General features: G+C 73.6%; 1 protein-coding gene. It reads right to left on the bottom strand.

Features of this window, described 5'->3' with window-relative positions; all coding sequences use genetic code 11:
- Positions 1–26: 26 nt before the first annotated feature.
- Positions 27–14960, bottom strand: a complete 14934-nt coding sequence (locus tag ACYQ78_RS06005) for a type I polyketide synthase (RefSeq protein ID WP_459799660.1) — start codon at positions 14958–14960, stop codon at positions 27–29.
- Positions 14961–14969: the final 9 nt, after the last annotated feature.

The raw sequence follows: 14969 nt of genomic DNA, 5'->3' as shown, positions 1-14969 counted from the left end.
CGCGGTTTCACCTGGCCTTAGGAGTTTTACAGCTCGTTGTCGATGAAGTCGAAGAGCTCGTCCCGTGAGGCGTCCCTGAGGCGCTCGGCGACGTCGTCCCCGGTGTCCTGCGGGCCCGACCAGCGGGCCAGGAGTGCCTGGAGGCGGGCGGTGACCTCGTCGCGGGTGCCGTCGTCGGCCTCCGCGCCGGTGAGCGCGCGCTCCAGCCGGTCGATCTCGGTGAGGAGCGGGTCGCGTTCCCGGGGCAGTTCCATGCCCAGGTAGCGGGCCAGCGCCCGGGGGGTCGGGTAGTCGTAGACGAGGGTGGCGGGCAGCCGCAGCCCGGTGGCCGCGCCGAGCACGTTGCGGAACTCGACGGCGGTCAGCGAGGTGAACCCGAAGTCCTTGAACGGACGCCCCGGCTCGACGCTCTCGTGCCCGTCGTGGCCGAGCACGGCCGCGACGTGGGCCCTGACGGTCTCCAGCAGGATCTTGTCGCGGTCTTCCTGCGACGCCCCCGCCAGACGCGCGGCCACGGCCGCGGCCGGGGAGTTGGCGCCGGTCGTCTGGCCCGCGAGGGCCTCCAGAACCGGCCGGACCTCGGGCAGGTCGGCGATCAGGCGGCCCGGACGGATCGCGGCGTATCCGGGCGCGAACCGCTCCCAGACGACGTCGGCGACCATCCCGACCCCGGCGTTCATGGCGGTCACGGCCGAACCGGGCGCCATCGGGGGCAGGCCGCCCCTTCTGGCGCGGTTCTCGGTGCCGTCGGCGGCGGCCATGCCGCCTTCGGCCCACGGGCCCCAGGCGATGGACGTCGCCCCGATGCTCTGGGCGAGCGCGTCGAGGTAGGCGTTGGCGGCGGCGTAGTTGCCCTGGCCGGCGGCGCCCAGGGTGCCGGCGATCGAGGAGAACATCACGAACGTCTCCAGGCCGGGCAGCAGGTCGCGCAGGTTCCGGGCGGCCAGCGCCTTGGCCCGCAGCACGGTCTCGTAGCGGGCCGGGGTCATCGCGTCGAGCACGCCGTCGTCGAGCACACCGGCCGCGTGGACGACCGCGTCGACCCTGACCGTGCCGAGGAGCGCGGCGAGCTGGTCGCGGTCGGCGACGTCGCAGGCGGCGAAGGTGACCTCGGCCCCGCTGGCTCTGAGCTCTTCGGCCACGGGCGTCTCCAAGCCCCGGCGGCCGACCAGCACCAGACGCTCGGCCCCGTTGGCGGCGAGCCAGCGGGCGACGTGGCCGCCCAGCGCGCCGGTGCCGCCGGTGACGAGCACGGTGCCCGACGGCGTCCACGGCACGCCCGGCGCGGCGTGCGCCAGGCGGGCGGCGCGCAGGCCGTCGGCGGTCAGGGTGAGCTGGTCCTCCTCGCCCGTGAGGGCGGCGACCAGGCGGGACTTGGCGGTGTCGTCGAGCGCGGCGGGCAGGTCGATCAGGCCGCCCCAGCGGTCGGGGTGCTCCAGCGCGGCGACCCGGCCGAGCCCCCAGACCATCGCCTGCTCGGGCTCGGTCGTGTACGCCCCCGACGTCGCCGCCCACAACGGCGCCCCGACCCCGGCGTCACCGAGGGCCTGGAGCAGCGCCGAGGTGGCCGCGAGCCCGGCCGTGGTGGCCTCGTGGCCCGGCAGGATGCGGGTGTCCAGCGCCAGCAGGGACAGCACGCCCAGCGGGCCGGGCACGTCCGCGACCAGCGCCGCGAGGCTTTCACGGGTGGCGGTCAGGGTGTCGACCGGGATGGTGAGCACCTGGGCGCCGTGGGCGCCGAGCGCGTCGGCGGCCTGGACGGCCAGGTCGTGCCCGGCGTCCGGGACGACGACCAGCCAGGTGCCGGTCAGCTCGGCCCGCCGGTCGGCGACCGGCTTCCAGTCGATCCGGTAGCGCCAGCCGTCGACGGCCGTCCGCTCGGAGCGGCGCCGCCGCCACGACGACAGCACCGGCACCAGCCCCGCGAGGGCGTCGCCCTCGACGTCGAGCGTGGTGGCCAGGCTCTCCAGGTCTTCGCGCTCGACGGCGTCCCAGAACGCGGCGTCGACGGGGTCGGCGACCGGCAGGGCCGGGGCCTCGGGCCAGTAGTGACGGCGCTGGAAGGCGTAGGTCGGCAGAGCGACCGGGGCCGCCTCGGGGATCGGCCAGGAGACCGGGGTGCCGTGGACGTGCAGCCAGGCGGCGGCGGTCAGCACCGTCTCGACCTCGCCGCGGTCGGCTCTGGTGGCCGGGATCAGCAGCGCGGGCTCGTCGGTCACCGTGACGCAGTCGGCGGCCATCGCGGTCAGCACCGCGTCGGGCCCGATCTCGACGAACACCGTCACACCCTGCGACTCCAGCCGCGTGACGGTGTCGTGGAACCTGACGGTGTCCCGCACGTGGGCGGTCCAGTAGTCGGCGTCCCGGCCGCCGTCGAAGGCGATGACCGCTTCCCTGTACGTGACCCCTTCGGCGACCCGCCGGAAGTCCTCGAGCATCGGGTCCATCAGGCGGGAGTGGAAGGCGTGGCTGACGTCGAGGCGCTTGGTCTTGCGACGCTTCTTCTTGAACCGCGCCGCCTCGGTTTCCACGGCGGCCTCGGCGCCGGAGATGACGACGGCGTTGGGGCCGTTGACGGCGGCGATATCGACATCCGGCGAAATTTCGCCCGGCGCGGCCTGTATGGCGATCATCGCCCCACCGGCCGGAAGCGCCTGCATCAGCGAGGCACGGGCGGAGATCAGCGCGCAGGCGTCGTCGAGCGAGAGGATTCCCGCGCAGTGAGCTGCGGCGATCTCACCGATGGAGTGCCCGGCGACGACATCGGGCCGCACACCCCACGACTCGAAGAGCCGGAAGAGGGCGACCTCGAAGGCGAAGACGGCGGGCTGGGCGTTGCCCGTCTGGCTCAGGTCGTCACCGATGTCCAGCTTCGCCGTCACGGCGTCGTGGGCCTCGGCGAAGGCGGGGTAGGCGTCGTAGAGCTCGCGGCCCATGTTCGCCCGCTGCGCGCCCTGCCCGGTGAACAGGAACGCCACCTTCCCATCGGGCCGCACGACGCCGCTGATCGGGGCGGTGCCCAGCCCGGCGACCAACTCGTCACGGTCATGACCGATGACGACGGTGCGGTGTTCAAGGTCGGCACGGGCCCGGGTCAGCGTGACCGCGACCCCATCAACCGAAATTTCCGGATTGCGGACAAGATGGTCCCGAAGCGCCCCGACCTGCGCCGCAAGAGCGGCAGCGTTCTTCCCGGACACGGGCCACAAGACCGGCGACCGCCGATCCGAACCATCCCCGGAGCCCGCACCACCGGCTTCCTTGCCCGCGATCGCCGGACCTGCGGCGTTCGCGCCCCCGGCTGACGTGCCCGCAAGCGCCGTGCTCGCGTCCGCCGTGCTTGTGCCCATGGTTCGCGTGCCCGGCTTGGTGGTGGTCGGGCGCTTTTCGCCCGACATTTCGGCATTTGCTCCAGCGCGGGGGTTCGGGGTGCTCGGCGCCTGGACAGCCTCCGGTGCCTGTTCCAGGACCGTGTGGACGTTGGTGCCGCTGATCCCGAAGGAGCTCACCGCCGCGCGGCGGGGGCGGCCCGTCGCGGGCCACGCGATCGGTTCGGTGAGGAGGGCGACGGCGCCTTCGGTCCAGTCGACGTGGGGGGAGGGTTCGTCGATGTGGAGGCTCTCGGGGACGACCCCGTGCCGCATGGCCATGACCATCTTGATCACGCCGGCCACGCCCGCCGCCGCCTGCGTGTGCCCGATGTTGGACTTGATCGAGCCGAGCAGCAGCGGCTCGGCGCGGTCCTGACCGTACGTGGCCAACAACGCCTGGGCCTCGATCGGGTCGCCCAGGCGGGTGCCCGTTCCGTGGGCCTCGACCACGTCCACGTCGGCAGTGGTCAGGCGGGCGTTGGCGAGCGCCTGGCGGATCACCCGCTGCTGCGACGGACCATTCGGAGCGGTGAGGCCGTTGGAGGCACCGTCCTGGTTGACGGCGGAGCCCCGGACGATCGCCAGGACCTCGTGGCCGTTGCGCCGGGCGTCGGAGAGGCGCTCGACCAGGAGCATCCCGGCCCCTTCGGCCCAGCCGGTGCCGTCGGCCGCGGCGGCGAAGGGCTTGCAGCGGCCGTCGGAGGCGAGGCCCTGCTGGCGGGAGAACTCGATGAACATGCCGGGCGTCGCCATCACGGTCACGCCACCCGCCAAAGCCATCGTGCACTCGCCCTGCCGGAGCGCCTGCACGGCCAGGTGCAGCGCCACCAGCGACGACGAGCACGCCGTGTCGATGGTGACCGCCGGGCCCTCCAGCCCGAAGGCGTAGGCGACCCGGCCCGACACGACGCTCGTCGCGGTGCCGGTGAGCAGGTAGCCGTCGGCGCCGGAGGAGTCGTACAGGCCCGTGCCGTAAGCGGAGGAAGCGGCGCCCGCGAAGACGCCGATCTGGGCGCCGCGCACCGACGACGGGTCGATGCCCGCCCGCTCGAAGACCTCCCACGCGGTCTCCAGCAGGAGCCGCTGCTGCGGGTCCATCGCCAGCGCCTCGCGCGGCGAGATGCCGAAGAAGTCGGCGTCGAAGCGGGTCGCGTCGTGCACGAAGCCGCCCTCGCGGAACCGGGTGCCCTCGCCGACCATGGCGTTCAGGGCGTCGAGGTCCCAGCCTCGGTCGGCGGGGAAGGCGTCCATGCCGTCGACGCCGGCGGCGACGAGGTCCCAGAGGTCTTCCGGGTTCCGTACACCACCGGGGTATCGGCAGCTCATGCCCACGATCGCGATCGGCTCGTCGTCGAGAACGGCGGCGACGGGGGCGGCGACGGCGGCCTCGGCGCCGAGCAGCCGGTCGGCGAGGTGCCCGGCCAGCGCGGACGGGGTCGGGTAGTCGAACACCAGGGTCGCGGGCAGCCGCTCCCCGGTGGCGACGTTGAGCCGGTTGCGGAGTTCCACGCTGGTCAGCGAGTCGAAGCCGAGCTCTTTAAAAGCCTTCTGTGCTGGTACGGCTTCCGCCGACCCATGCCCCAGCACGATCGCGGCCTGACCCCGCACCAGATCCACCAGAGCCCGTTCGCGTTCGGCCCCGGTGAGAGCGGCGAGCTGCCCGGCCAGCGACGAGGTACCCGCAGAGGCGGCCACCCCCCGCCGGACCGGCTGCCGGACCAGCGCCCGCAGAATCGGCGGCACCGGCCCCGCGCCGGGAGCGACCGAGAGGTGCATCGGCAGTTGCAGCGCCTCGTCCAGCGAGACCGCGAGGTCGAACAGCGCGAGACCCTCGGCGTGGGTGAGCGGCGCCATGCCACCCCGGGAGATGCGCTCCCGGTCGGCGTCGTCGAGCTCGCCGCCCATGCCGCCTCCGGCCCAGAGTCCCCAGGCCAGCGAGTGAGCCTGGAGTCCCAGCGACCGCCGGTGGGCGGCCAGGGCGTCGAGCGCGGTGTTGGCGGCGGCGTAGTTGCCCTGCCCGGCCGAGCCGAACGTCGCGGCCGAGGAGGAGAACAGCACGAACAGCGGCACGTCCCCGGCGAGCTCGTGCAGGTTGAGCGCGGCCTGGACCTTGGGCGCCAGGACGGCGTCCAGGGCGTCGGGGGTGAGCGACTCGATGGTCCCGTCGCGGACCACCCCGGCCGTGTGGATCACCCCGGCGAGGGTCTCGCCCGCGAGCAGGGCGGCCAGGGCCTCCCGGTCGGAGACGTCACACGCGGCGGTGCGCACGAAGTCGGACTGAAGCCCGGCCCGGCCCGACCGGCTGACCAGCAGCAGGTCGGTGTGGCCCTGGGCGAGCAGATGTCCGGCCAGAACAGTGGCGAGAGCGCCGGACCCTCCCGTGATCAGGACGGTGCCGCTCTTGGCGACCGGCTCGGGAACGGTGAGCACGACCTTGCCGATGTGCCTGGCCTGGGAGACGAACCGGAACGCGTCAGGAGCCCGGCGGACGTCCCAGCTGCGCAGCGGCAGCGGGGTCAGCGCGCCCGCCTCGAACAGTCCGAGGAGTTCGACGAGCAGCTCGCGGATCCGGTCGGGCCCGGCCTCCGACAGGTCGAAGGCCCGGTAGCCCTGGCCCGATCGGACGTCGGTCTTGCCCATCTCCAGGAACCGGCCGCCCTCGTTCAGCAGCCCGAGCGAGGCGTCGACGAACTCCCCGGCGAGCGCGTTGAGAACCACGTCCACCTGGGGGAACTCGTCGGCGAAGTCGAGCGTGCGGGAGCTGGCGACCCCGGCCAGCCCTTCGAGCACGTGCTGCTTCGACTCGGACGCGGTGCCGTAGACCTCCGCCCCGAGGTGCTTGGCGATCTGGACGGCCGCCATGCCGACCCCGCCGGCGGCGGCGTGGATCAGGGCCTTCTCGCCGCGCTTGAGGCCGCCGAGGTCGGTGAGGGCGTACAGGGCGGTGAGGAAGACGACCGGGACCGACGCGGCGGTCGCGAACGACCAACCGCAGGGAACCGGCGCGAGCAGCCGCGCGTCGGTGACGACCTGCGGCCCGAAGCCGCCCTGCGCCATGCCGAACACCCGGTCGCCGACGGCGAACGGCGTGCCTTCGCCCGCTTCCAGCACCACACCGGCGACCTCGCCGCCCAGCAGCCCGGCCTCACCGGGGTACATGCCGAGCGCGTTGAGCACGTCGCGGAAGTTGAGACCGGCCGCTCGTACACCGACGCGAACTTCACCGGCCGCGAGAGCGGGCGCCTCGTAGGGCGTGAGGGCCAGCCCGTCGAGGGTCCCCTTCACGGGGATGTCCAGCCGCCAGAGGTCGCCCGGCGGCACCAGCCCGGAGATCGAGCGCACCAGCCGGGGCGCGTAGGCCCGGCCGTCGCGGAGCTTGACCTGGAACTCGTCGGTGGCGAAGACGGCGTCGAAGGGGGTGCCGTCGGTGTCGATCAGGACGAACCGGCCGGGGTTCTCCGACTCCGCCGACCTGACCAGGCCCCACGCGGCGTTCAGCGCGACATCGCCGGGCAGGGCGTTCTCGGTGACCACGGCCAGGCGTCCCGGACGGTCGTCGGCCAGCCACCTCTGCACCAGCTCCAGCGTGCGGGCGGCGACCTCACCGACCGGGCCGGGCTCGACGCGGGCGACGACCACGTCACCCGGCAGGCCGTCGGTGGCGGGCAGGTCGATCGGGGTCCAGTCGACCCGGAACAGCGACTCGTTCACCGAGGGCGCGGTGTGCGCGGGGATCGGGCGGGACAGCACCCCGTCCACGGTCATGACCGGCCGTCCGTCGGCGTCGGCCAGCGTGAGGCTGACCGAGTCGGCGCCGGTGGGCGTCACCTTGACGCGGAGCGCGGTGGCCGAGGTGGCGTGCAGGGTGACGCCGGTCCAGGAGAACGGCAGGCCCGTCACGGAGAGCTCGGTGAGGAAGGTGCCGTGGACGGCGGCGTCGAGCAGCGCCGGGTGGATGCCGAACCCGGCCGGGTCGGTCTCCTCGGGCAGGGTGACCTCGGTGAAGACGTCGGCGCCCTGCCGCCAGGCACTGCGCAGCCCCCGGAAGGCGGGCCCGTAGTCGAAGCCGGCGAGGGTGTCGTAGAACCCGTCGACGTCGATGGTTTCGCCGTCCGGCGGCCGGGTGGTCAGCGGCTCGCCCGGGGCGCCGGTCTCGGCGAGGGTGGCGCTGACGTGGCGGACCCACGGCAGGTCGGCGGGCGCGTCGTCGGCCCGGGAGTGCACGGTCAGGTTCCGGCGGCCCGATTCGTCGGGTTCGCCCACGACGACCTGGATCCGCACGGCCGCGGGCAGCGCCAGCGGCGTCTCGATGAGCAGTTCCTCGACGTGGCCACATCCGACCTGGTCTGCGGCGTGGACGGCCATCTCGACGAACGCCGCGCCGGGCAGGATCGGCGTGCCGCCGACGACGTGCTCGGCCAGCCACGGGTGGAGCGCGGGCACCAGGCGCGAGCTGAACAGCAGCCCGCCGTCGGCCAGCGGCACCGCCGGTCCGACCAGCGGGTGACCGCCTTCGGCCAGCAGCAGCGCGGCCGGCTTGGGCCAGTAGCGGCGCCGCTGGAAGGCATAGGTCGGCAGGTCGACCGTCCGGGCCCCCGTGAACACCTCGGCCCAGGCGACGGTCCCACCGGACACGTGCACCCGCCCGGCCCCCTCGACGAACGCGCCCACCTCGTCGGCGGCCCGCACGAGCGGGATCCAGGCGTGCTCACCTTCGACGCACTCCTGCCCCATGGCGGTCAGCACCGCTTCGGGCCCGATCTCGACGAACCGGGTGACCCCTTCCGCCTCCAACCAGGAGATCCCCTCGGCGAACCGCACCGCCTCCCGGACATGGTCGACCCAGTAGCCGGGGTCGGCGACATCGGCGAGCTGGCCGGAGACGATCGGGATCTGCGGCTGGTGGAACGTCAGACCTTCGACGACCCGGCGGAAGTCCGCCAGCATCGGGTCCATCAGGCGGGAGTGGAAGGCGTGGGAAACGGTGAGGCGCTTGGTCTTGCGGCCCATCGCGGTGAACCGCGCGGCCTCGGCCTCCACGATGTCCTCGGGCCCGGAGATGACCACCGACTGCGGCCCGTTGACGGCGGCGATGTCGACATTTCCGGAAATTTCAGTATGTGCGGCCTGGATGGCGACCATCGCGCCCCCGGCCGGAAGCGCCTGCATCAGCGCACCCCGGGCCGTGACGAGGGTGCACGCGTCGTCGAGCGACAGCACCCCGGCCACATGCGCGGCAGCGATCTCACCGATGGAGTGCCCGGCCAGGAAGTCGGGGCGCAGGCCCCACGACTCGGCCAGCCGGTAGAGGGCGACCTCGAAGGCGAACAACGCCGGCTGCGTCACCTCGGTCTCGTCGAGCCGCTCACCGGTCGCGATGGCGTCGGCCACGCCGAGCCGGGCGCAGATCGTGTCGAAGGCTTCGGCGAAGGCCGGGAACGCCGCGTGGAGCTCGCGGCCCATCCCGGTCCGCTGCGCTCCCTGTCCCGTGAACAGGAACGCCGTCCGGCCTCCCGGCCGTACGACACCCTCCGCCACGCCGGGGGCGGGTCGCCCCTCGGCCAGCGCGTCCAGACCCGACATCAACCCATCCCGGTCACCGGCGACGACAACTGCACGATGCTCAAGACTTGATCGCGTGGTGGCCAGGGACAACCCCACATCACGGGGGTCGAACCCCTGCTCACCTGCCAGATGACGGCTCAGACCGGCCGCCTGGGCACGCAGCGCGGCCTCGCTCGCACCGGAGACCAGCCAGGCCGCCGGGACCCCCGGGTTAGGGGTCGATCCGGGGTCGGTGATCTTCACCGAATCCCGCACCGGGGCCTGTTCGATGATCGTGTGGACGTTCGTGCCGGAGATGCCGAACGACGAGATGCCCGCGCGGCGCGGGGCGCCCGTCTCGGGCCACGGGGTCGGTTCGGTGGCCAGGACCACCGAGCCGCCCGCCCAGTCGACGTGGGAGGTGGGGGCGTCGACGTGCAGGGTGCGCGGGATGAGGCCGTGGCGCATCGCCAGGACCATCTTGATCACACCGGCCACGCCGGCCGCGGCCTGGGTGTGGCCGATGTTCGACTTCACCGAGCCGAGCCACAGCGGCGTCTCCCGGCCCTTGCCGTAGGCCGACAGCAGGGCCTGGGCCTCGATGGGGTCGCCGAGGCGGGTGCCGGTGCCGTGCGCTTCGACGGCGTCCACCTGGGAGGCGGTGAGACCGGCCGAGGCGAGGGCCTGGCGGATCACGCGCTGCTGCGACGGGCCGTTGGGGGCGGTGAGGCCGTTGGAGGCGCCGTCCTGGTTCACGGCGGAACCGGCGACCACCGCGAGCACGGGGTGGCCGTGGGCGCGGGCGTCGGACAGGCGCTCGACGACGAGCATGCCGACGCCGTCGGAGAACCCGGCCCCGTCGGCCTGCTCGGCGAACGCCTTGCAGCGGCCGTCGGCGGCGAGCCCGCCCTGGAGGGAGAACTCGGCGAACAGGGTCGGCGTGGCCATCACGGTCACGCCGCCCGCCAGCGCCAGCGAACACTCGCCCTGCCGGAGCGCCTGCGCGGCCATGTGCAGCGCGACGAGCGACGAGGAACAGGCGGTGTCGACGGTGACGGCGGGACCTTCCAGGCCGAGCGTGTACGACACCCGCCCGGACAGCACCGACGCGGTGTTGCCGGTGCCGAGGTAGCCGCCGACGTCCTCACCGGAGCCGACGAGCAGGGTCGCGTAGTCCTGGCCGTTGGTGCCCGCGAAGACGCCGGTGGACGACCCCTTCAGCGCCAGCGGGTCGATCCCGGCCCGCTCCAGCGCCTCCCAGGAGGTCTCCAGCAGCAACCGCTGCTGCGGGTCCATCGCCAGCGCCTCACGCGGCGAGATGCCGAAGAACGCCGCGTCGAACCCGGCCGCGTCGGACAGGAAGCCGCCCTGGAGGCGGAAGCCGTCGGGGTCGGTGTACCGGTCGAGGTCCCAGCCACGGTCGGTCGGGAAGTCGCCGATGCCGTCGCGTCCCCCGGCGAGCAGCGCCCACAGGTCCTCGGGTGAGGAGACGCCGCCGGGGAAGCGGCAGGCCATGCCCACGATGACGATCGGGTCGTCGGTGTCGACCGCGACCGTGGCCACTGGGGCCGCGACGTCGTCGGCGCCGAAGAGTTCGTCCTTCAGGTGCCGGGCCAGCGCCGCGGGGGTCGGGTAGTCGAAGACGAGCGTGGTCGGCAGGCGGAGGCCGGTGACGGCGCCGAGGCGGTTGCGCAGTTCGACGGCGGTGAGCGAGTCGAAGCCGAGCTCCTTGAACGCCCGCTCGGCCTCGACCGCGTCCGGGGAGGCGTGCCCGAGGACACCGGCAACGTGGGTGCGCACGACGGCGAGCAGCCGCCGGAGCCGTTCCGCCGCCGGGAGGTCCGCCAGCGCGGAAAGGTCGCCCGTGGCGGGCGCCGACTCGGGGGCGGGGCGCGAGAGGATGCGCCGCATCTCCGGCAGATCGGACAGGGCGGGCAGCGGGCGGGCGGAGCTGAAGATGTGCGCGAGGCCGTCCCAGTCGATCTCGACGACGGCCAGGAAGGTCTCGTCGGCGGAGAGGGCCTGGCCGAGGATGGTCAGCGCGGTCGCGGGGTCGAGCGACCGGCCGCCCCGGCGCTTCATCTGCTCCTCGACGAGCCCGTGGTCGGCCATCCCGCCGCCCGACCAGTGGCCCCAGCCGACCGACAGCGCGGGCAGCCCGAGGCCGCGGCGGTGGTGCGCCAGGGCGTCGAGGAAGGCGTTGCCGGGGGCGTAGTTGCCCTGCCCGGCCACGCCGAACGACCCGGCGAACGAGGAGAACAGGATGAAGCTCTCCACGTCGCCGGCGAGTTCGTGCAGGTTGACGGCCGCGTCGACCTTGACCCGCAGCACCCGTTCGATCTGGGCGGGGGTTAGGTCCTCGACGACGGCGTCGTCCAGGATCGCGGCGGTGTGCACGACCCCGTTGACCGGGTGCTCGGCCAGCAGCGCGGCGAGCGCGTCACGGTCGGAGACGTCGCACGCCGCGACGGTGACCCGGGCGCCGAGGTCGGTGAGTTCGCGCCGCAGGTCGTCGGCGCCGGGCGCGTCGGGGCCGCTCCGGCTGACCAGCAGCAGGTGGTCGGCGCCGCGTCCGGCGTACCAGCGGGCCACGTGCGCGCCGAGCGCGCCGGTCCCGCCGGTGATCAGAATCGTTCCGGCCGGTACGTCTTCAGCGACCTCCCCGCCCTGGAACGGCGCCCGCGAGAGCCGCCGCCCGAAGACCCCGCCCTCGCGGACGGCCACTTCCTCTTCCCCGATCCCGCCGAGCACCGCGACGAGCCGGTCGAAGTCACGTTCGCCCATCTCGGCGGGCAGGTCGGCCACGCCGCCCCAGCGCTGGAGGTGCTCCTGGGCGACCACGCGCCCGAGCCCCCAGACGAGCGCCTGGAGGGGCGAGGTGACGATGTCCCCCCGGCCGGTGGCCACGGCTCCCCGGGTGAGGCACCAGAGCGGCGCGTCGATCCCGGCGTCCCCGAGCGCCTGCACGAGCAGCACGGTCCTGGCCATCCCGTCGCGCGACCCGTCGAGGGCGACCAGGGAGACGACCCCGGCGACGTCGGTGGGCAGGCGCTCGGCGAGTTCGTCCCGCGAGAGCCCGTTGATCGGGACGGTGACTACCCGCGTGGCCCGGTCGCCCAGCCCCCGCACGATCTCGGGCTCACCCGATCCGGCGACCACCACGAGCCAGGTGCCGGTCAGCGATCCCTCCCTGACCTGCGGCACTGGCTTCCACGTCACGCGGTAGCGCAGGTCGTCGGCCGGGTCGGCGTTCTTCTGGCGCCGCCGCCACGCCGACAGCACCGGGAGCGTGCCGCCCAGCCCGTCGATGTCGGCGGCGTCGGCCACGTCGAGGGCGGCGGCGACGGCGGCCGGGTCCCCGGCCTCGACCGCCGACCAGAACACCTGCTCCTCGGGCGTGACGATCAGCGGCGGGACGTAGGTGGGCCAGAACCGGGTGCGCTGGAAGGCGTAGGTGGGCAGGTCGGTCGTGGCGGCCCGGCCGAAGGCGGGCGTCCAGTCGACCTCGACGCCGGAGACCCAGGCCTCGCCGAGCGAGGTGTGGAACCGGGCGAGCGAGCCCTCGTCGCGGCGCAGCGTGCCGACGACGGTGACGTTCTCGAGCGTCTCCTCGATGCCGACGATGAGCCCCGGATGCGGGCTGGCCTCGACGAACGTGGTGTAGCCCTGCTCGGCCAGCGCTCGGACCGACTCCTCCAGCCGCACGGTCCGCCGCAGGTTCTCGTACCAGTACTCCCCCGTCATGACGGAGGTGTCGAGCCAATCGGCCGTCACCGTGGAGAACACCGGCACCTCGGAGGCACGCGGCGAGATCCCGGCCAGCGCGGTCAGCACGGCCTCGCGGATCTCCTCGACGTGGTGCGAGTGCGAGGCGTAGTCGACCGGGAGGATCCGGGTGCGGGCGTCGATGCGATCCCGCAGTTCCTCCAGCGCCTCGACATCACCGGACACCACGACCGACGAGGGGCCGTTGACGACGGCGACGCTGAGCCGGTCGTCCAATTCCAAAGCGGAAGCGGGCAGCGCGACCGACATCATGCCGCCGCGCCCGGCCAGCGGACGCAGCGCCCGCGCCCGCAGCACCACCACCGCCGCCGCATCGGCCAAGGTCAGCGCCCCGGCCACACACGCGGCGGCGATCTCGCCCTGCGAATGACCGATCACTGCGGCCGGTGTCACGCCGTAGGACTTCCACAGTTCGGCCAGCGACACCATCACCGCCCACAGCGCGGGCTGCACCACTTCGACGTCGTCCAGCGAACCGTCGCGCACCACGTCCAGCGGCGACCAGTCGATGTGAGGCGCCAGGGCCTCGGCGCACTCGGCCATCCGGGCCGCGAAGACGGGTGAGGTGTCGAGCAGGTCGGCGGCCATCCCCGTCCACTGCGAGCCCTGGCCGGGGAAGACCATGACCACGCGGCCGTCGCCGGAACCGGTCACGCCGCGCGCGACCTCGGCGCCGTCGATCAGCACCGCCCGGTGGTCCATGGCGGTGCGGGTGGTGGCGAGGGAGAGACCCACGTCCGCGACCGGCGCGGAAGTGCGCGAGGCGTGGGCGCGGAGACGTACCAGCTGATCGTCGAGACCCTGAGCGGTCTTGGCGGAGAGCACCCACGGGACCGACGGCGGCGGGGGGCCGGGCACGATCTCTTCCGCGTCCTCGTCGGCGGGGGTCTCCTCGATGATCGCGTGGGCGTTGGTGCCGCTCACGCCGAACGACGAGATCCCGGCCCGGCGCGGCCGGTCGCCCGCGGGCCACGGCACCGCCTCGGTCAGCAGCGAGACGGCGCCCGCGTCCCACTCGACGTGCGACGACGGCTCGTCGACGTGCAGGGTCTTGGGCAGGACGCCGTTCCGCAGCGCCATCACCATCTTGATGACGCCCGCGACGCCGGCCGCCGCCTGGGTGTGGCCGAGGTTCGACTTCACCGAGCCGAGCCACAGCGGGCGGTCGCGGTCCTGGCCGTAGGTCGACAGGAGCGCCTGCGCCTCGATCGGGTCGCCGAGCGTGGTGCCGGTGCCGTGCGCCTCGACGACGTCCACGTCCTGGGTGGTGAGGGAGGCGTTCTCCAGAGCGGCCCTGATGACGCGCTGCTGCGCGGGGCCGTTGGGTGCGGTCAGGCCGGAGGAGGCGCCGTCCTGGTTGACGGCCGTGCCGCGGATGACGGCGAGCACGGGGTGGCCGTTCTTCCGCGCGTCCGACAGGCGCTCGACGAGCAGCATGCCGACGCCCTCGCCCCAGCCGGTGCCGTCGGCCGCGTTCGCGAACGCCTTGCAGCGACCGTCGGGCGCGAGACCACGCTGCCGGGAGAAGTCGATGAAGGCGACCGGCGTCGACATGATCGTGACGCCGCCCGCCAGGGCGAGGGAGCTCTCCCCCGACCGGAGCGACTGGACGGCCATGTGCAGCGCCACCAGCGACGCCGAGCACGCCGTGTCGACGGTGACCGCCGGGCCTTCGAGGCCGAGCGCGTAGGCGATGCGGCCGGACACGACGCTGGCCGCGTTGCCGGTGCCGAGGTAGCCCTCGACGCCCTCGGTGCCGCTCATCAGCAGCGACGCGTAGTCCTGGCCGTTGCTGCCGACGAACACGCCGACCGAGGTGCCGCGCGCCGAGGCGGGGTCGATCATGGCCCGCTCGAACGCCTCCCACGACGTCTCCAGCAGGAGCCGCTGCTGCGGGTCCATCGCCAGCGCCTCACGCGGCGAGATCCCGAAGAAGTCCGCGTCGAAGTCGCCCGCCGCGTCGAGGAAACCGCCCTCCCTGGCGTAGGAGGTGCCCTGGTGGTCGGGGTCGGGGTCGTAGAGGGCGTCGGTGTCCCAGCCCCGGTCGTGCGGGAACTCCCCGACGGCGTCGCCGCCGGCCGCCAGCAGCCGCCACAGGTCCTCCGGTGAGCGCACTCCCCCGGCGTAGCGGCAGGCCATTCCGACGATCGCGATCGGCTCCTGCTCGCCCGACTCCAGTTCGCGCAGGCGCCGGTGGGCCTTCCGCAGGTCCGCGGTCACCCACTTGAGGTATTCCCGGAGCTTGTCCTCGTTTGCCACTCTCATCAC

Source organism: Herbidospora sp. RD11066, assembly GCF_054661255.1.
This window is presented reverse-complemented; position numbering and strand designations above follow the sequence as displayed.